This window comes from Chitinimonas naiadis (genome assembly GCF_054780835.1).
Genome location: NZ_BAAGVO010000004.1, coordinates 1,593,691 through 1,612,046 on the forward strand (window position 1 = coordinate 1,593,691; position 18,356 = coordinate 1,612,046).

17 protein-coding genes are annotated in these 18,356 nt (G+C 63.6%); 13 read left to right on the plus strand and 4 right to left on the minus strand.

Going from position 1 to position 18,356, the window contains the following annotated elements; translation table 11 throughout:
* Positions 1 to 31: 31 nt before the first annotated feature.
* From ACYVHK_RS13685 to ACYVHK_RS13730, 10 genes are all read left to right on the plus strand, one after another.
* On the plus strand, positions 32 to 1,000 hold the full coding sequence (locus tag ACYVHK_RS13685) for an alpha/beta hydrolase family protein (RefSeq protein ID WP_460532900.1): 969 nt from the start codon (positions 32 to 34) through the stop codon (positions 998 to 1,000).
* Positions 1,001 to 1,137: 137 nt separating this feature from the next.
* Positions 1,138 to 1,647, plus strand: coding sequence for a DinB family protein (locus ACYVHK_RS13690; protein ID WP_460532903.1), 510 nt, complete (start codon positions 1,138 to 1,140; stop codon positions 1,645 to 1,647).
* A 109-nt stretch (positions 1,648 to 1,756) separates the two neighbouring features.
* Entirely contained in the window at positions 1,757 to 2,773 is a 1,017-nt protein-coding gene (locus tag ACYVHK_RS13695; RefSeq protein WP_460532906.1) for a questin oxidase family protein, read from the plus strand.
* A gap of 116 nt (positions 2,774 to 2,889) precedes the next feature.
* Positions 2,890 to 4,281 carry a PI-PLC domain-containing protein gene (locus ACYVHK_RS13700; protein ID WP_460532909.1) on the plus strand — a complete coding sequence of 464 codons (1,392 nt, stop codon included), beginning with the start codon at positions 2,890 to 2,892 and terminating at the stop codon, positions 4,279 to 4,281.
* A gap of 312 nt (positions 4,282 to 4,593) precedes the next feature.
* Positions 4,594 to 6,348: a S41 family peptidase gene (locus ACYVHK_RS13705; RefSeq protein WP_460532912.1), complete on the plus strand. Its 1,755-nt coding sequence runs from the start codon at positions 4,594 to 4,596 to the stop codon at positions 6,346 to 6,348.
* A gap of 18 nt (positions 6,349 to 6,366) precedes the next feature.
* Positions 6,367 to 6,795: a VOC family protein gene (locus ACYVHK_RS13710; RefSeq protein WP_460532915.1), complete on the plus strand. Its 429-nt coding sequence runs from the start codon at positions 6,367 to 6,369 to the stop codon at positions 6,793 to 6,795.
* A gap of 36 nt (positions 6,796 to 6,831) precedes the next feature.
* Entirely contained in the window at positions 6,832 to 7,512 is a 681-nt protein-coding gene (locus ACYVHK_RS13715; RefSeq protein ID WP_460532918.1) for an SOS response-associated peptidase, read from the plus strand.
* Between the two features lie 166 nt (positions 7,513 to 7,678).
* Positions 7,679 to 8,290 carry a glutathione S-transferase family protein gene (locus ACYVHK_RS13720; protein ID WP_460532921.1) on the plus strand — a complete coding sequence of 204 codons (612 nt, stop codon included), beginning with the start codon at positions 7,679 to 7,681 and terminating at the stop codon, positions 8,288 to 8,290.
* A gap of 38 nt (positions 8,291 to 8,328) precedes the next feature.
* The gene (locus ACYVHK_RS13725) at positions 8,329 to 10,395 is read left to right on the plus strand and encodes a 2Fe-2S iron-sulfur cluster-binding protein (RefSeq protein WP_460532924.1); all 2,067 of its coding nucleotides are present in this window, start codon (positions 8,329 to 8,331) and stop codon (positions 10,393 to 10,395) included.
* A gap of 56 nt (positions 10,396 to 10,451) precedes the next feature.
* On the plus strand, positions 10,452 to 10,649 hold the full coding sequence (locus ACYVHK_RS13730) for a hypothetical protein (protein WP_460532927.1): 198 nt from the start codon (positions 10,452 to 10,454) through the stop codon (positions 10,647 to 10,649).
* On the opposite strand, the gene ACYVHK_RS13735 is transcribed toward ACYVHK_RS13730, so the two are convergent.
* The 4 genes from ACYVHK_RS13735 to ACYVHK_RS13750 all read right to left on the minus strand — a co-directional run bounded on the left by ACYVHK_RS13735 (position 10,646) and on the right by ACYVHK_RS13750 (position 14,130).
* Positions 10,646 to 11,209: a hypothetical protein gene (locus ACYVHK_RS13735; protein WP_460532930.1), complete on the minus strand. Its 564-nt coding sequence runs from the start codon at positions 11,207 to 11,209 to the stop codon at positions 10,646 to 10,648. The two genes, ACYVHK_RS13730 and ACYVHK_RS13735, sit on opposite strands and share 4 nt — an antisense overlap.
* 461 nt (positions 11,210 to 11,670) lie before the next feature.
* Entirely contained in the window at positions 11,671 to 12,909 is a 1,239-nt protein-coding gene (locus tag ACYVHK_RS13740; RefSeq protein ID WP_460532933.1) for a DEAD/DEAH box helicase, read from the minus strand.
* A 143-nt stretch (positions 12,910 to 13,052) separates the two neighbouring features.
* A complete protein-coding gene (locus ACYVHK_RS13745) occupies positions 13,053 to 13,514 on the minus strand; it encodes a GNAT family N-acetyltransferase (protein WP_460532936.1) in 462 nt (153 codons plus the stop codon).
* A gap of 22 nt (positions 13,515 to 13,536) precedes the next feature.
* The gene (locus ACYVHK_RS13750) at positions 13,537 to 14,130 is read right to left on the minus strand and encodes a hypothetical protein (protein WP_460532939.1); all 594 of its coding nucleotides are present in this window, start codon (positions 14,128 to 14,130) and stop codon (positions 13,537 to 13,539) included.
* Positions 14,131 to 14,368: 238 nt separating this feature from the next.
* On the opposite strand from ACYVHK_RS13750, the gene ACYVHK_RS13755 reads away from it, so the two are divergent.
* The 3 genes from ACYVHK_RS13755 (at position 14,369) to eat (ending at position 18,303) form a co-directional block, all read left to right on the plus strand.
* Complete coding sequence (locus ACYVHK_RS13755) at positions 14,369 to 14,935, plus strand: YceI family protein (protein WP_460532942.1); 567 nt, start codon at positions 14,369 to 14,371, stop codon at positions 14,933 to 14,935.
* A gap of 105 nt (positions 14,936 to 15,040) precedes the next feature.
* Complete coding sequence (locus tag ACYVHK_RS13760; RefSeq protein WP_460532946.1) at positions 15,041 to 16,663, plus strand: serine hydrolase domain-containing protein; 1,623 nt, start codon at positions 15,041 to 15,043, stop codon at positions 16,661 to 16,663.
* Positions 16,664 to 16,920: 257 nt separating this feature from the next.
* Complete coding sequence (gene eat / locus ACYVHK_RS13765; protein ID WP_460532949.1) at positions 16,921 to 18,303, plus strand: ethanolamine permease; 1,383 nt, start codon at positions 16,921 to 16,923, stop codon at positions 18,301 to 18,303.
* Positions 18,304 to 18,356: the final 53 nt, after the last annotated feature.

The following is an 18,356-nucleotide window of genomic DNA, read 5'->3' on the forward strand; positions in this document are numbered from 1 at the left end:
CCTATTCCGTGTCCAGGCCCATGGCCCGATCATGAGCACGCCTACCCAGGCTCCCAGCGCCTACGCCACGCCAGCCGTTGCCGCGACCGAGGCATCCCAGCCGCAGGCCATCACGCTGGCAGCGGCCGATGGCTACGCGCTCGCCGGCTATGTCTGGCGGCACCCGTTGGTAGATCCGCAGCGCCCCCTTGTCATCATCAATGCCGCCACCTCGGTGCGCTGCCGCTATTACGCCCGCTTCGCCGCCTTCCTGCATGGACAGGGCTTCGACGTGCTGACCTACGACTATCGCGGCATCGGGGATTCCCGCGCTGGCAGCCTGCGCGGGTTCACCGCCTCCTGGGCCGACTGGGGCGCGCTGGATTTCGAAGGTGTACTGGCGTACGCCGCCGAGCAATTTCCGGGGCATCCCATCCAGGTCGTCGGCCATAGCATCGGCGGCTTTGTCATCGGCCTTGCGCCTTCCAACCATCGCATACAGCGCATCTTCACCATGGGTGCCCAGTACGCCTGCTGGCACGATTACGCCCCCTCGCACCGGCTGCGCATGTACCTCAAATGGCATGTGGTGATGCCGCTGCTGACCCTGCTATGCGGCTACTTCCCCGGCAAGCGGCTCGGCTGGCTGGAAGACACGCCGCGCGGCGTGGTCTGGGACTGGACCCGCCGCAACAAGCGGCCGGGCAAGCCCTGGCTCAAGGTTTCGGTGCCGCACCTCGCCCACGGCAACCCCTTGCAGCATTTCGTCACCGTGGCGGCACCCATTCTCGCCGTTGGCATCGACGACGATGAGTTCGGCACCGTCGCCGCGATTGATCGCCTGCTGGCCCGCTATAAGCACAGCCCCGGCACCCATCTGCGCATTGCCCCCGAGCACGTCGGGGAAACCCAGATCGGCCACTTCGCCTTCTTCCACAGCCGCTTTGAGCAAAGCCTGTGGCAGGTGCCTCTGCGCTGGCTGCGGTCGGGTGAAGTGGTGGCCCTACACCGCACGCCATGACCCGGCACGACAGAGATTGCCGATCCCGCTCCGTATAGGTTGGCCGAGAGGGCTGGCGGTAACCAGGCTGTCATCCCCTCAGAACGACAGGGTGCTACATTCCCGATCAGCGACAACCATCAGGAAGCCCGCTTGCAATGAACAGCACGCTTGTTTCACTTTTCCAATACAAAGCCTGGGCCAATGCGGAACTCCACGCCGCCCTCTCCAAATTCGATGCGCAGCGCTACCCACGCGAATTTCACGGCATGCTGCAGATACTCGATCACGCCAATGCCGTTGATCGCATCTTCCAGGCCCATCTGAGTGGCAATACCTCGCCCGCGCTGACAGCAACACAGTCCGAGCCGATACCCGGTCTGCAGCTCCTGCAGGAGATCGTCAGCGCCACCGACGGCTGGTATCTCCAGTTCGCCACCACCGCCAATGCCGAGCACTTGCAGGAGCGCCTTCATTTCACCTTCACCGACGGGGACAAAGGCACCATGTCCCGAGAAGAAATGTTGCTGCACGTCATCACGCATAGCGGCTACCACCGTGGCAGTGTCGGCCAGATGCTTGAGGACCTGGGTCTCGACTCGCCACCCGACTCCCTGACCAAGTATCTGCACAGGCACGAACCGAAGCGGCGGCACCAAGCCGGATAGCGCATTGGGGGCTCGCGTACATGGCCGGAAAATTATTTGGTCAAATCGCTTGATCTCAAGTTGACTTGAATTTGCATACTGGCCTCACCCCCTTCAGTGAGACCGGATCATGACCAGCCAAGTACGCAATACCGCCCTGCGCCAGTTGCTCGATGCCAACACCGGCTTCTCGCTCGATGCCGTCGGCACCACCAACCACCTGCCCATGGCCCTGGTCGCGCTCGCCGGCATGGGTGCCACGCCACAACGTCTGCAGGATTTCTTCACCCTGTGGGAACGCAAATACGCCATTGCCTTAGCGGTGGCGGATACCACGGTCACCCGCAACAACTGGCAGGGCCAGATCGGCAACCGCGCCGCCTTCGGCGCCTTGCAGGCCTTGTTTACCGAGTGGGTAGGCCATGAGGGCGCCAACAAGGTCATTGCCCATGTCCTGCGCCATATTCCCGCCGCGCCGGCTACCGGTGCTTTCCATGCCTTGATCAGGCTCAGCTACGGTCTGCGGGCCCGTCACGAGGGTGAAGTCGGCGCCGCGCTGGCAGCCATGGTGGTCGGTAATCTGCCCATTGCGCTGGATCTGGCCGGGCGCCCAAGCGCCGAGAGCGTCGCAGTGGCGCTGACCCAGCTATCACACGCCCAGGCAGGTCGCACCTATGGCGGGGAATCCATCACCGGCCGGTTGCGGGCCGTCGCACAGGATGCCGTCTTTGACGCCGCCCTGCCTGCACCGCCGACTACGCCATCACTACTGGACGAGATGGCGCGCGTGGCCATCGCCCTCTATTGGCAGACCAACAATTTCACCGTCCTGCATATGGTGACCGCCCTGCATGCCGCCCGTACCGTACTGCCACTGCTGGCACCGGAACTGGCCGTCCGCTATGCCGACGCATTGTGGGTCGCCTATTGCGCCGCCTACGTCAGCGTGGGCGCACCCGCGCTGCGCGAGGCCAGTCCGGCCCGGATCGAAGCCGACTGGCCGGACCTGATGGCGGCAGCCGTACAGGATGACGATGACCACGTAATCAAGATGACCTACACCTGCTACCAGGAATACCAGCGCGAACCGAATGAGTTGTACCGGCAGGTCGCCGCCCGACTGGTAGGGGTGCCCGCTCCCGTCTGACACTGGCAACATCCGGCCGGACATAAAAGATTCAGGTACTTGTAGCACGCCTGTCATGCCAATGACATGGCAGCTTTCCAGACTCGTGGCTCCCGAACGAGGCTGGAGGAAACAAGGTGCAACAACACAACATCCCGGGGCAAGGCGCCCTTACCCTGCTGGCAGTACTGCTGGGCAGTCTGACGCTGGCCGCCTGCAACAGCAACGACGACGGCCCCGCCGCCCTGCCCACCCTGGGCGGCAGTACGCCCCTGGTCATTGCTCACCGCGGCCTGCCGGGCCTCTACCCGGAAGAAACCCGCCCGGCCTACGAGGCCGCGGCAGACGCCGGTGCCGACTCACTGGAAACCGACCTGCACCTGACGCGTGATTGCGTGCTGGTTGCTCGCCATAACCCCTGGCTGAGCGACAACACCAACATTGCCGACGTCGCCAAGACCAATGCCGTGGTAGCTGCCCGCAAGCGCACCGTGCCCGGCGTGATGGTGAAGGTCAGTTGGCCCAAGACCGCGGATAGCGGCCCGGATAGCTACCTGAGTGACCTGACCGACCCGAGCGATCCGAAGTCGGTACTCAAATCGCTGGTGGTCGACGGCGAAGACCATACCAACGACTGGTCCATCACCGATTTCACCGCGGCCGAGCTCAAGCTCTGGATCGGCGGCACGACCTACGACGCCCGTAACGAACGCCCGACCGATCTGAACGGCAAGTACCCCATCCTCACCTTCCAGGAACTGATCGACATCGCCGTCGCCAAGAGCAAGGCGACCGGCAGGCCGCTATCGGTCTACCCGGAAGTGAAAAATCCCATCTGGAACAACGCCCAGGCCATTGCCAATGGTTGCGGCGTGGCTGGCAGCCACCCGTTCGAGGACGCGCTGCTCAAGGCATTGAATGACAACAAGCTCAATAGCCGCGATGCCGGCGTCTATGTACAGAGCTTCGACCCTGCCAGCCTCAAATACCTGCGTAGCAAGGGCCTGTTGGCCAAGGTGGTACAGCTGGTCGACGGTAACGACGTCAACTACAAGACCGGGGAGATGATCTACAACACCAATGATCCCTACACCATCGTCGACGGCCGCCCCTATAGCTGGACCCTGGCGGGCGACTCCCGCTACTTCGGCGCCATGCTGACCCCGGCAGGCTTGGCCGAGATCAAGACCTACGCCGACGGCATCGGCCCCTGGAAGCCACAGGTCATGGCACTCAAGGTCAGCCCCTGGAAAGAAAAGAACGCTGACGGCACGCCCTATGTCGGCTCACTCGCCGACGTGAACTCGGCAGAACCGACCAGCCTCATTGCCGATGCACACAAGCTGGGGCTGTTCGTCCACAGCTACACCTTCCGCAATGAGAAGAAGTACCTGGCCGGCCTCTACAACGGCGACCCGCAAGCGGAATACCTGAAATTCTTCCGCGCCGGCATCGACGGTATCTTCACTGACTTTGCCAACACCGGCGTCGCCGCCCGAGCGGCCTACCTGAAGGAAACCGGCCGCTAAGCAATAACCGGCACCCGGTTTGCCAGTCCGGCTGGCATCGGCCCGCCGTATTCCGCGCTTTCAGGCGTGGAATACGGCGGGTCTTTTCATTTCCCGCCCCCTGACGGCCACGTCAACGCGCACACCGGACCCGCGTTGTATGGCTTTGCAGCTGCATTCCCTGCATCACAGACCTTGCGCCACACACTATATTCGCCGCTACAGCGAGGTTTGGCGGCATACTCGGCAGGTTTTGCATGATTGCCAGCGACGAAGATCGCATCAATCGGCATCACTCGACAGGCATCAAAGAACAACACCCCGACGGACACCATGAAGAGCGCTTCCCCACGCTTCCCCCGCCTTGCCCTTGCATTGCTGCTTGCCAGTTTGGCCTGTCCTGGCCACGCCGGTGAACTGGATGAAGCCCTGAACCGTGCCAATTCGGCCATGGGCGACGCCAGATCCATTTTGACCCGGCTACGGACCCAAGCCTGGAACGCCAGCCAGACGGACGGCGCCCCTTTGTCGGCAAACGACCTGAAAGCCCTGGCAGATGCGGAGTCGGCCCTGAACGGCCCCATGTTCCGTAATGTCCATTCAAGCCTGGACGGCCTGGTCAGCGAGTCCTTCAATTTCCGCTACAACCTATTCGAGGTGTACAGCACCCAGGGCGAGGACAACAAGGCACTGGACGTCCTCAAGGGTATCAACCGCAATATCCTGCTGCCCAGCGTCTCGGACTACCTGCAGAAGATTGCCAAGGCCGAGGCCCAGCCTGGCAATCCCGATCTCAAGCGAACCTTGTCCGCCATGCGCATCCCAGCGCGGATGGGCGGTGCTTCGCCGATTGGCGCCCCATATAGCGAGACGCTGACGGCGGCGGAAAAAGTGGCCGGCCTCTCGCTGTTCTGGTCCAACGCCCGCAGCAGCTTTGTCTACTTCGATCACGTGCCCGAGCTCAACTGGGATGCGGCCTACCTGGCCTACCTGCCCAAGGTCATGGCAACCACGACCACCAAGGAGTACTACCAGGTACTGATGCAGTTCGCGGCGCTGCTCAAGGATGGCCACAGCGGCGTCTTCCCGCCGCAGCAACTGGAAGGCGACTTCTACGGTCGCCCCCCCATCCGTACTGCGATGGTGGAGGGCAAGGTGCTGATCACCAGCATACAGAGCCCGACAGTGCGGCAGCACATGCAGGTAGGCGAGGAAGTCGTCGCCATCAATGACCTCCCCGTGGCCCGCTACGCCAAGGAGATGGTCGCGCCCTATGTCACCAGCTCCTCGCCGCAGGATCACCGGTTCCGCCTTTACGGCAGCCAGCTACTGAGTGGCGACGTAAAACAGCCGCTGAAACTGACGCTCAAGACCGCTGCCGGCAAGAAGCATACGGAAACCCTCGCACGCGACGACTATGGTGATACCGAGCCGCGCCAGAAGTTCGGCTTTACCATGCTGCCAGGCAATATCGCGCACCTGGTGCTCGATCATTTCGAAACCGACCAGGCCGTCAGCGCCTTCAAATCCCACCTGCCCGAGATCATGCAGGCCAAGGGCCTGATCCTGGACGTGCGCCGCAACGGCGGTGGCTCGACCGACTTTGGCGTGCGCATCCTGAGCTACCTCAGCCAGCATGCCATTCCCTACAGCATCAGTTGGGCGCGCTCCGACAACGGCCTGGAGCATGCCCGCAACGATCTGATGATGTGGCGTCCGCTACCGGACAATCCCCCCATGCCGCCCGCACAGCTCGACGTCTACGATGGCCCGGTCATGGTACTGGCCGGCCCGCAGACCTACTCAGCGGCGGAGGATTTCCTGGTGGCGTTTGACCTGATGCAGCGGGGCAAGATCATCGGCGAGGCCTCTGGCGGCAGCACGGGGCAACCGCTGCTGTTCAAACTGCCTGGCGGCGGCCTGGCCCGTGTCTGCACCAAGCGCGATACCTATCCCGACGGTCGCGAGATTGTGGGCGTAGGCGTCCAGCCTCAGATTACGGTCGCCCCTACCATCGCCGACATCCGCGCCGGACGCGACCCGGTGCTGGAACGTGCGATCACCGAGATCAAGGCCACAGCCCGGTAATCCACCAGCGAGCCCACCATGCCCGAAGTCACCGGTATCGACCATATCTACATCACGGTGTCCGACCTTCCCCGGTCGGAAACCTTCTACGATCAGGTCCTGCCCGTGCTCGGCTTTCGCAAGAACACCTTTGCCTTGCATGGCGAGCCGCATATCCAGTACTACAACCGGCACTTCGGATACGTACTGCGCCCCAGCCGGACCGGCCCCGGCCACAACCCCTACTCGCCCGGCCTGCACCACCTGTGCCTGCGGGTAGAGACGGTCGACGATGTCACCGAGACCGCCCGCCTGCTGCAGGCCGCCGGCATCGCGGCAACCGATGCGGCCCTGCACCCTGGCTTCGCGCCGGACTATTGGGCGACCTTCTTCACCGACCCTGACGGTATCCGGCTGGAAGTCACCAACTACCGGCAGGAACGCCGTGATCGGCACGACAACTGGTAAGCTGCAAGCCGTCCTGCCCGCTTCCGACACCACCCCATGTGCGTCAACTATTTCCCCGTCTCCCGCAAGGTACTGGAAGAACAGTTCCATGCCCGCCTGACCAACCAGGACGACTACGCCGACGAAGTCTGGAAAGGCCAGTTCGCCCCCATGCTGGTCAAGCACCGCGAGACCGGCGAGCGAGTGGCGCATGTTGCACGCTTTGGCCTGCTACCCCCCTTTGCCAAGGATGAGCGCTATGCCGACAAAACCTATAACGCCCGCACCGAGACGGTCGGCGAGCTACCGTCCTACAAGCTGGCCTGGACCGCGTCGCGCTTTTGCCTGATCCCCATGTGCGGCTTCTGCGAGCCTTGCTATGAGTCCGGCAAGCCGGAGCGCTGGCAGATCGGCATGGAGGATGACGCGGCCTTTGCCGTGGCGGGCATCTGGTCCTGGTGGCGCAACCCCAGGACCGAACGCGGCGAAGCGAGCTTCTCGATCCTGACCATGAACGCCGACGATCACCCACTGATGCGGCGCATGCATGCCCCGGGCGATGAAAAACGCATGCCCGTCATCATCCCGCCTTCCAAGTACGAGCAATGGCTGTCCGCGAGCCCCGAGGAAGCCCGCGCGCTGATTGTCCACTACCCGGCCGACATCATGGCCGCCATGGCAGCACCGCTGCCCTCCCTCAAACAGCCCTCGCCCAATCTGGGCCTGTTCGACGAATAGGGCTGCCGCAGTGCAGTCCCCACCGTCAATCGCCACAAATCCAATAATTCCACTTTTCGGAACAGTTCTTTGTATTTTTTGACTATTCCGCATAACCAACCATCTATCTAGACTTCGTTTGCATACAGGGCCTTCCCTGCCAACCCGCTGCAAACGGAGATCTGCCATGAAGCTCTACCACTTTCCACTGTCCGGTCATTCCCACCGCGCCGCGCTGTTCCTCTCCCTGCTGGGTCTCGAACATCAGCTCGTCGAGGTCAATCTCGCCGGCGGCGAGCACAAGAGCCCCGACTACCTCAAGCTGAATCACTTTGGTCAGGTACCGGTACTGGTTGATGGCCGCACCGTGGTATCGGATTCCAATGCCATCCTGGTCTACCTCGCCAAGAAAGCCGGCCGTACCGACTGGCTGCCGGAAGAACCCGCAGCCGCAGCCGCCGTACAACGCTGGCTGTCGGTCGCCGCCGGACAGATCGCCTTTGGCCCCGCAGCCGCACGGCTGATCACCGTATTCGGCGCGCCGTACCGGCCCGATGAAGTCATTCCGCGCGCCCACGCCATCCTCAAGCTGATCGAAGAAACCCTGACCCGCCAGGAGTGGATCGCGCTGGATCACCCGACCATCGCCGATGTCGCGCTCTACAGCTATATCGCCCGTGCACCGGAAGGCAATGTCGACCTGACCGGCTACCCCAGGATCAACGGCTGGCTCCAGCGTATTGAGGCCTTGCCCGGTTTTGTGGCTTTTCCCAAGACCGCTGTCGGTCTGGCCGCCTGACCCACCCACGCCTCCCTACCCGCGACAAGGAGCCCACCATGTCCAGTACGACCAGCACCCCTTCGACCGCCCCCTGGCATGCCGGCGAGATCGCCATGCAAAAGCGGGTCGGCGTGCATGAGCGTATGGATGCGGTGGGCCGCCGGGTAATACGCAGCTACATGCCGGATCAGCACCGCGAGTTCTTCCCGCAACTGCCGTTTGCCATCTTCGGCGCGGTCGATCCGTCGGGTGACGCCTGGGCAACCGTGCTGGCGGGTGGCGTAGGCTTCTTGCAATCGCCCGATCCCTACACGCTGACGGCGCAGATCCCACGCGACGCAGACGACCCGGCCGACGCCGGCATGTCGGATGGCGCCCCTATCGGCATGCTCGGCGTCGAACTGCATACGCGCCGCCGCAACCGCCTGAACGGTCGGATCCAGCGCCAGGATGCCGGCCACTTCATCCTCACCGTAGGCGAGAGCTTCGGCAACTGTCCGCAGTACATCCAACTGCGGGACTTCGAGCCCACGCGCCAGCCGGGTACGCCTTCGCCAGTGCGCCCGCAGACGCTCGATGCGCTGGATACGCGTGCCCGCGCCCTCATCGCGGCGGCGGATGCCTTCTTTGTGGCGTCGTACGCGGATGTCGACGGTGTACGCAAGGTCGATGCCTCGCACCGAGGGGGCAAACCCGGCTTTGTCCGCCAGGATGCCGATGGCGGCCTGACCGTCCCGGACTTTGCCGGCAACCTGTTCTTCAACACGCTGGGCAATATCCTGCTCAACGGCAAGGCCGGCCTGACCTTTGTGGATTTCAACACCGGCGACCTGCTGCAGATGAGTGGCGATGCCGAAGTCCTGCCGGATTCACCCGAGGTCACCGCCTTCCAGGGTACGGAGCGGCTATGGCGCTTCATGCCCCGTCGCATTGTCTACCGCGCCGCCGCCCTGCCACTACGCTGGGCCACCACCGCCAATGGCGCCTCGCCCAACTCGCTGATGACCGGCGACTGGGAACAAACTGCCGAGCGGCTGCGGGCAGCCGAGCGTGCCAGCGCCTGGCGCCCCTTCCGCGTCGCCAGCGTGGTGAACGAGAGCAGCAGCGTCCGCTCCTTCGTACTCGAACCCACCGACGGCACCGTGCTGGTTCCCCACCAGGCCGGCCAGCACCTGCCCATCCGGCTGACCCTGCCCGGCGCCGACAAGCCCACGGTCCGCACTTACACGCTATCGGTCGCGCCATCCGACGGCGTGTACCGCATCAGCGTCAAGCGTGATGGCGCCGTCTCGCAATACCTGCATGATGCCATCCAAGTCGGCGACCTGATCGAGACCCGTGCCCCGGCCGGCGGTTTTACCTTTGACGCAATCGAACGCCGGCCAGCCGTACTGCTGGCCGCCGGCATAGGCATCACACCCATGCTGGCCTTCCTGCGCCACGCGGTATTCGAGGGTAAACGTAAGCGCCACACCCGGCCAACCTGGCTGTTCTACAGCAACCGTACACTGGCGGACCGCGCGTTCGACAGGGAAATCGACAGCCTGCTCGCTCCGACCCAGGGTGCCGTCAAACGCATACGGTTGCTCTCTGATACCCGCGGCGCCGTGCCGGGCAGGGATTACGAGGCAGAGGGCCGGATCGACATGGCTTTGCTGAGCGCCGTGCTGCCCTTCAACGACTACGATTTCTACCTCTGCGGCCCGGCCTCCTTCATGCAGGCCATGTACGACGGCCTGCGCGGGCTCAATGTCGCCGACAAGCGCATCCACGCGGAGTCGTTCGGCCCCGCCAGCCTGCAGCGCAAGCCGGACGAAGGCGCGCCCGCCGTCGTGCTGCCGGCACCAGCCAACAAGCCGGTCCCGGTGGTGTTCATGAAGTCGGCCAAGGAAGCACGCTGGACACCCGACAGCGGCTCGCTGCTGGAACTGGCCGAACAACGCGGCCTGTCGCCGGAGTTCAGCTGCCGTGGCGGTAGCTGTGGCAGCTGCCGGACGCGGATCAGCGAAGGCGCCGTGACCTACGCCACGCCGCCGAGCGCACCGGTCGGCGAGGGCGAGGCCCTGATTTGCTGCGCCATCCCCGCGGCCGAAGGTGGCGAGCGCCTGGTGCTTGAGCTGTAGACAGGGCCATCCCACTGCATCGTCTGGCAAGTTTGATTGAACTTAAGGAGCAGATCATGGAAAACCGGAAAATGACGCTGATGCATCGCCTGCAACGCAGCTGGTGGTGGCTGACCTGCCACTGCGCCTCGCAGCCCACCCACTGTCAGGCGATCGATGCCTATGGCCTGGGTATCAGCGGTAGTGCGGCGGACGAACGGGATGCAACCCCGCCGGAACCTTCCATGACCGCGAGCGCGATCTGGTTCGACTAGACCAAAGACTTCAGGCGCGAGCGCAACCAGGCGGAGCGATCCTGCCCCTGATCCTGCGCAGGTTGGGCAGCCGCTTGTGCCCCGCCACCAGCATCGTTGCTGGCCGCATTGCCTTGCGATGCGGTAGACGATTGCGCATCGGCCGATCCCGTCGCCCCATCGGCACTCATGGCGATTGGCGATGCCTTGCCCACCAGCTGGCTGACATCCCCCGCCGGCCCCACCAGATTGGTGTAACGCTCTGGCAGCGTGCGGTTGTAGGCAATCAACTGGTCGATGATCTCCTCCTCGGAGACCCCACTGCCGGCAGCTTTCTGGAACAGCGCTACCCGCTGCGCCACGATCTGGTCGATCTCTGTCTCGGCCGCCTGCCAACTCTGCTCGGTCAGGGCGGTATCTGTGCCCACCATGCGCCAGGGCTGCGAGCTGGTATCCACGGCCAGGCCGTTGCGTTGATACGCGAGTGATTCCGCCCGGCCAGCCGCCTGCGGCGCCTGCAATTTTGCGGCGCCATACAGCACGGTAATGCCGGGAACATTTCCCTCTTTGCTGTCGTTCACTTGTAGCAGCACCTTCGCCGCATCCGAAATACGCACATCGGCATCATCACTCGCTAATACTGTGGAGTTATTTGCCGCAGCAGCGGCAAGCGATTGCCGTACTAAAGGCAAGGGATGTGCCGACGTATTGCCGGAATAGGCTGCTAGCGCTTTACTGTTAACGGGTAGCACGGCCTTTCTCCTAAAAAACCAGCTATCTGGTTGTTTTTATGGAGTAGCTAAGAGCAAAGGCAGTGCCAGCTCACCTTGGGCCTTATGGCACAAGGGAAAACACGGATTCAACACGGTGGCTGGACGCCACCGCCAAGGCAGTCAACGAAGCAGGAAAGTAGAGATAAGGAAGGGCAAGACGACGACCGCTATGGCGCGTCACGTCCTGAAGCAGGACGTACGAAATGTACCAAGCAGGAAGCCCGGTACAGCAGCGCAACTACCGAAAAGGCAGCTTGCAGGAGTGCGGCTCAGACCGGGTCTTTGCCCGACTGCGCTGCGGCCTCGCGCAGCTTGTCCTTCTTGCTCTTGCGCTTGCCTTTGATGCCGCCACCATCCTCGGCGACCAGCGTAGCCGTCGTCACAGCCTGCAGCTCTGGCGCAAAGCCTGCCACCTGCTCACGCGGTACCCGCTGCGCCTGCCGCTTCTCGATCAAGCGAAAATGCGCCTCGCTCGCCGCGCTGACAAAACTGACCGCCATGCCCCGCTCCCCCGCCCTGCCGGTACGGCCGATGCGATGGGTGTAGTCCACGGATGAGCGCGGCAAATCATAGTTGAGCACCACCGGCAGCTCGGCGATATCGATACCCCGCGCCGCGAGGTCCGTCGCCACCAGCACCGTCGCATGACCAGCCCGGAACCCTGCCAGCACCGAGGACCGCGTCCCCTGGCTTTGCTCGCCATGCAGGGCTACCGCCGCAATACCGGCACGCTGCAGTTTCTCCGCCACGCGTTCGGTCGCAATCTTGGTCGCCACGAACACCAGCACCTGCTGCCAGCCCTCTGCCTTCAGAAGATGCAGCAGCAGTGCCGTGCGCTTGTCCTCGTCCACCTCGATGGCACGCTGCAGGATATCCGGCTGTCCCACGACCTCGGTCTCGACCTCCACCCGTACCGGCTCATGCAGCAGATGCCGCGCAAGCCGCTGTACCTCGTTCGGGAAAGTCGCCGAGAAAAACAGGTTCTGTCGCCGGCTTGGCAGATAGGCCAGGATACGACCGATCTCCTCGGCAAAGCCCAGATCCAGCAGCCGGTCGGCCTCGTCCAGCACCAGCGTCGCCACGTCGTCCAGATGCAGGGCGTTGTGATCGATCAGGTCCAGCAGCCTGCCCGGCGTCGCCACCACGAAATCCGCCCCACCCCGCAGATTCATCAACTGCGGGTTGATCGATACCCCACCAAAGGCCACGACGATCTTCGGCGTATCCGGCAGTTGCCGCGCGAGCCCAGCCAGCACCTCGCCCACCTGGGCCGCCAGTTCGCGCGTCGGCACCAGGATCAAGCCATACAGCGGGCGCCGCAGGCCGATATGGCGCTTGTCATGCCAACGCTGCAGCAAGGGCAGGCAGAAGGCCGCCGTCTTGCCCGACCCCGTCCGGGCCGATGCCAGCAGATCCGCCCCACTCAACACGGCAGGAATCGCCTCGGTCTGCACCGGGGTAGGCTGCTGATAGCCTTGATCGGCCACGGCCTGGAGAAGAGCGGGCACAAGCCCCAGTGAGGAGAAGGACATAGACGGGCAGAACCTGCGAGGGGTAAACGAAAACGGCCCCGAGAGCGGGGCCGTGTCGACAGTCTACGGGGCTGTGCCCATGCCAGCAAGTTGGCGGGACAAGCGGCAGCCACCGCGTCCTAGGATATCAGCTGCATCAGCAGGATTTCCGGATCGGACTCCGCCTCCACCACCTCAAAGCCCAGGCTGGTATAGACCGCCATCGCCGCCGGGTTGTCACGGTAGACTCGCAAGGTCACCACCGATGCCCCGGTCCGCTCTCTGCCTGTCACCGCCAGCCAGGCGCACAAGGTCTTGCCCAGGCCCAGGCCACGCACCAGCGGCGAGACGATGATACGGCCCAGATGCACCGCACCGGTCGGCCGCAGCCAATACTGCCCAAAACCCAGCAGCTCATCCCCCTTGCCCACCATCGCGAAGCTCTCACTACCCTCTACCTGCAACAGGGAAGCCAGTTCCGTCACCGTGAACGGGAAAGGCAACTGCGGCCCCGCCCAGCGTGCGCAGGTTCGGGCATCGCCAACCCAACTGGCCAGCGTGCGATAGTCGGCGGGCAACGGCGCGCGGAAACGAGTTTGCATGATGACCTCCACCCGTACCGGATTAGGCCGGCGCATTCCGGAGGATCAGGACCATGCCCACCATCAGCGTCACATAGATCGCGATCCACAGCCAGTTGGCCCAGGTCAGCGCACGATTGCTTTCGCCTTCCGGGTCCCCACAGGCCTTATTGATCTCAACCTGCGCGCGGTAAAGCAAAAAGCCCTGAAAACCGAGCGATGCAAGCTGGAACATCAGACCAATCCAGGTACCAAAAAGGGTAGTGCCCAGCTTTTCCAGAAACCAGTTGGCGATCAGCATCACCACGTAGGCGGTGGCGAGGGCACTGGGATCCCAGGCAAGCTTGATCTCGCGCCGCCCAGCCACACGATCAACCGTGCGGAACAACGAATGCACAAAGAAAATCGCAAAGATCGCCCTCGGCACCGGCCATACATCGGCAGCAGTCGCATTCTTGTGCTCGCGCCAGTTTTTATAGAACCAGTAAAGCGTATACGCACCAAGAGTGCCGATCATCATGATGATGAACTTGCGCTTGGCGACCACATAAAAACCCCGGTTGACCGCCGTGCTGTCTGTCAGGTCCACATCACCGCTATCCAGCAGGTTCGCCTTGGGCGGGGCGTAGGCATTCACGTCCATATACTTCCTCTCTCATCTTGTTACGGGATGCATCCCGCTTATAGGCTATTACCCGGCCGGCTCGTCGCTAGGGGCCGGGCAGCCGCGACTCTAGCCCATGACCGCCGGCCGGACAAATCCCGTCGGGCGGAACGCCGGTGCCCGAATGCGACTCCAATTGTCATCTGGCCATAAGCGAGCTATGACAGACTGGCTCAGCCCTGTTTCCAGCCAATGCACGAATGGGTCCGTCATGTCCCTCGCCAAACCCACGCTCGCCGCCGTGATCGCCCTGCAAGCCCTGGCCGCGCCCGAGGTCTACATCCTGGACGCCGCGCAATCCCGGCCCAGCTTCGAGGTCGACGCCATCGGCTTTGTCCGCACCCGTGGCGTATTCAACGAGATGGCCGGCGAACTGACGGTCGACCGCGACACCCGCACCGGCAGCATCGAGGTCACCATCCAGACCGGCTCGCTCGCCACCGGTTCCCCGCGGCGTGACGCCTTCCTCAAGGGCAAGGAATTCTTCAACGCCCAGGCCTTCCCCAGCGCCACCTTCAAGGCCGATCACTTTGCCTTCGACGACACCCAACCTGTCAGCGCCCAAGGTACGCTCACCATGCTGGGCATCAGCAAGCCCATCACCCTCACCATTACCGACATGCGCTGCCAGCCAAATGGCATGGAGCAGAAGATGATGTGCGAAGGCACGGTCAGCACCCGCATCAGCCGCGCCAACTGGGGCATGGATCGTTACGCCCTGCTGGTGAGCGACATGGTCAGCATCAGTGTCATGGTCTCCGCCGTGCGCAAGAGCTAGCAAGGGCGCACTACCCGACTGTAGTTACCCGGCGATTTCGCATAGCATGCCCTCCCCGGCCGCCTCGCCTGTCCCAGTACATAAGAACAAACCCAGAGGAAACGTATGTCCGCTGCATCCCCCTTGCTGTCCCTTGCCCTGCTGCTGCCCACGCTCACCGCCCTCGCCGCCCAGCCAGCCCTGCCCACCGCCCGGATAGACGCCGTATTCAAGGCCTACGGCAACACCACCCCCGGCTGCGCGCTGGGCATCTACCACCAGGGCAAGGTCGTCTACGCCAAGGGCTACGGCATGGCCGACCTGAACCTCAACGTCCCCATCACACCGGGCACGATGTTCGACATCGGCTCCACCTCCAAACAGTTCGCCGCTGCAGCCACCCTGCTGCTGGTGCTGGACGGCAAGCTGGCCCTCGGTGACGACGTGCGCCGCTACATCCCAGAACTACCCGACTACGGCCACACCATCACCGTCGACCACCTGCTGCGCCACACCAGCGGCCTGCGCGATTACAACGAACTCCTGTACACCGCCGGCCACTACTACGAAGACGTCACCAGCGATGCCGACGCGCTGCAGATCATCAGCGCCCAGCAAGGCCTGAACTTCATCCCCGGCAGCCAGTGGGAATACAGCAATACCGGCTACTTCCTGCTGTCCCTCATCGTCCAGCGCACCAGCGGCCTGACACTCGCCGAGTTCAGCCAGGCGCGCCTGTTCGCCCCCCTGGGCATGACCCGTACCCACTTCCGCAACGACCACACCGCCATCGTGCCCGGCCGCGCCACCGCCTATGCCGACGATGACCACGGCCACTGGCGCATCGACATGTCGAACTGGGACCAGACCGGCGACGGTGCCCTGCAAAGCAACGTGCTGGAACTCGCCCGCTGGGATGCCAACTTCTACAGCGGCAAGGTCGGCGGGCCAACCCTGCTTGGCCACCTGCAAGCCCCCGGCAAGCTCGACAACGGCCAGCCGCACCACTACGGCCGTGGCGTGTTCCTCGATCACTATCGCGGCCTGCAACGCGTACAGCACGACGGCGCCTGGGCCGGCTACCGCGCCATGCTCATGCGCTTCCCCGATCCACAGCTCTCCATCGGCCTGCTCTGCAACGCCGCCAGTGCCGATACCGAATCCCTGGCCGAATCCGTGGCCGACCTTATCCTCGCGTCCAGCTTCAAACAACCCCGCCCCGCCGGCGTCGATACATCAGCCCGGTTCGACGCCCAACCCTACCTCGGCACCTACTACGCACTCGGCGCCCAGATGGTCATCCGCGTCGTGGAGCAAGACGGCAAGCCCATGCTGGATGTCTTTGGCAGCACCCGCCCGCTGTCCGCAGGCAAAACGGACGGCCACCTGACCACCGGTAGGCTGGAACTCGCCTTCTCACCCGATCGGCGCAGCGCCACCCTCAGCGAGCTGGGTGATCAGATCGGCAGCTTTGTCCGCGCCCCCGCGCCACCCACCCAGACCGACCTCACCGAATTCGCGGGTGGCTACTACAGCCGCGAACTCGGCAGCCGCTGGACGGTACGAGTCAAGGACGGCAAGGTCTACATCAAGGGCAAGGTCGTGGGCGAGCGGGAACTGCAACCCGCCCTGGCAGACGGCTACACCGCCGATGGCGCGCTCTACCTGTTCCTGCGCGATGCCGAAGGCCGCATCCAGGGCATGAACTACAGCGCCTACGGCATGAAAGGCATCCGCTTCAGCCGCTGATACGTAATACCCCGGCGGTGCGCCACGCCATGCCCACAGATAGCGCACCGCCATGCTGCAATGCACCACTTACAGGCGACACCCACCCGCAACAAAACATCAAGCCATTGATTTAAAACAGATATAAAACTGGTACGGCATCTGCTAGGTCTCTCCCCGCAATCTCATCGCTCAAGGGTACGTTCAGAAATCCCACCAAGCGGCATGGCAGCGCGAGTGGGGTTTTGGGCATCGCCCGCAACCCAGGGAGGACCGCCGTGGAACATCAGCTCAAAAAAACGCTTGGCAGTTGGCACTTGTGGGGCATTGCAGTGGGGCTCGTCATATCCGGCGAGTACTTCGGCTGGAGCTACGGCTGGGCGCAAGCCGGCACGCTCGGCTTCCTCGTCACCTCGCTCTTCATCGCGGCCATGTATACGGCCTTCATCTTCAGCTACACCGAACTCACCACCGCCATCCCGCACGCCGGCGGCCCGTTCGCCTACGCCAAGCGCGCCTTCGGCCCCGCCGGTGGCTTCCTCGCCGGCATCGCCACCCTGATTGAATTTGTCTTCGCCCCACCCGCCATCGCACTCGCCATCGGCGCCTACCTCAACGTCCAGTTCCCCGAGATCAACCCCAAGTACGCCGCCGTCGGCGCCTACCTGGTATTCATGGCCCTCAACATCGTCGGGGTCCAGATCGCCGCCACCTTCGAGCTGTTCGTCACCGTCGTCGCCATCGTCGAGCTGCTGATCTTCATGGGCGTCGTCGCGCCCGGCTTCTCGGTCGCCAACTTCGTCAAGGGCGGCTGGAGCGGCGCCGATAGCTTCACCCTCGCCTCCTGGGGCGGCATCTTCGCCGCCATCCCCTTCGCCATCTGGTTCTTCCTCGCCATCGAGGGCGCCGCCATGGCCGCAGAAGAAGCCAAAGACCCCAAGCGCACCATCCCCACCGCCTATATCGGCGGCATCCTCACCCTGCTCGTCCTCGCCGTAGGCGTCATGATCTTCGCAGGCGGCGCGGGTGACTGGAGCAAGCTCTCCAACATCAACGACCCCCTGCCCCAGGCCATGAAAATGATCGTCGGCGAAAGCAGCGGCTGGCTCCACATGCTCGTCTGGATCGGCCTCTTCGGCCTTGTCGCCAGCTTCCACGGCATCATCCTCGGCTACTCCCGGCAGATCTTCGCCCTCGGCCGCGCCGGCTACCTGCCCAAGTGGCTCGCCGCCGTCCACCCCCGCTTCAAGACCCCCTACCGCGCCATCCTCGCCGGTGGCGTCGTCGGCATCGCCGCCATCTTCAGCGATTCACTGATCGTCATCGCCGGCCAGCCGCTCACCGCCAACATCGTCACCCTCTCCGTGCTCGGCGCCATCGTGATGTACATCGTCTCCATGGCAAGCCTGTTCAAGCTGCGCCGCAGCCAGCCGCAGTTGGAACGCACCTTCCGCGCACCGGGCTACCCCTACGTCCCCGCCTTCGCCCTGTTCGCCGCCTGCATCTGCCTCGCGGCCCTGGTGTTCTACAACCAACTCCTATCGCTGATCTTCCTGGGCTTCCTGGCCGTCGCCTTCGCCTACTTCTACCTGACCAGTGGCCAAAGGGCCAACGCCCCGTCCGATGCCCTGCTGGACGGCGCCGTGCCCGAACAAGCCTGATCAACCGCAACACCAGGAGCCGGGTGGCACAAGCTGCCGCCCGGCAGTCTCCG

Bases quoted from the DNA above. Each gene is read 5' to 3' on its own strand.
- ACYVHK_RS13685 (WP_460532900.1), top strand. From the start codon at position 32: ATGAGCACGCCTACCCAGGCTCCCAGCGCCTACGCCACGCCAGCCGTT.
- ACYVHK_RS13690 (WP_460532903.1), top strand. From the start codon at position 1,138: ATGAACAGCACGCTTGTTTCACTTTTCCAATACAAAGCCTGGGCCAAT.
- ACYVHK_RS13695 (WP_460532906.1), top strand. From the start codon at position 1,757: ATGACCAGCCAAGTACGCAATACCGCCCTGCGCCAGTTGCTCGATGCC.
- ACYVHK_RS13705 (WP_460532912.1), top strand. From the start codon at position 4,594: ATGAAGAGCGCTTCCCCACGCTTCCCCCGCCTTGCCCTTGCATTGCTG.
- ACYVHK_RS13710 (WP_460532915.1), top strand. From the start codon at position 6,367: ATGCCCGAAGTCACCGGTATCGACCATATCTACATCACGGTGTCCGAC.
- ACYVHK_RS13715 (WP_460532918.1), top strand. From the start codon at position 6,832: ATGTGCGTCAACTATTTCCCCGTCTCCCGCAAGGTACTGGAAGAACAG.
- ACYVHK_RS13720 (WP_460532921.1), top strand. From the start codon at position 7,679: ATGAAGCTCTACCACTTTCCACTGTCCGGTCATTCCCACCGCGCCGCG.
- ACYVHK_RS13725 (WP_460532924.1), top strand. From the start codon at position 8,329: ATGTCCAGTACGACCAGCACCCCTTCGACCGCCCCCTGGCATGCCGGC.
- ACYVHK_RS13730 (WP_460532927.1), top strand. From the start codon at position 10,452: ATGGAAAACCGGAAAATGACGCTGATGCATCGCCTGCAACGCAGCTGG.
- ACYVHK_RS13745 (WP_460532936.1), bottom strand. From the start codon at position 13,514: ATGCAAACTCGTTTCCGCGCGCCGTTGCCCGCCGACTATCGCACGCTG.
- ACYVHK_RS13755 (WP_460532942.1), top strand. From the start codon at position 14,369: ATGTCCCTCGCCAAACCCACGCTCGCCGCCGTGATCGCCCTGCAAGCC.
- ACYVHK_RS13760 (WP_460532946.1), top strand. From the start codon at position 15,041: ATGTCCGCTGCATCCCCCTTGCTGTCCCTTGCCCTGCTGCTGCCCACG.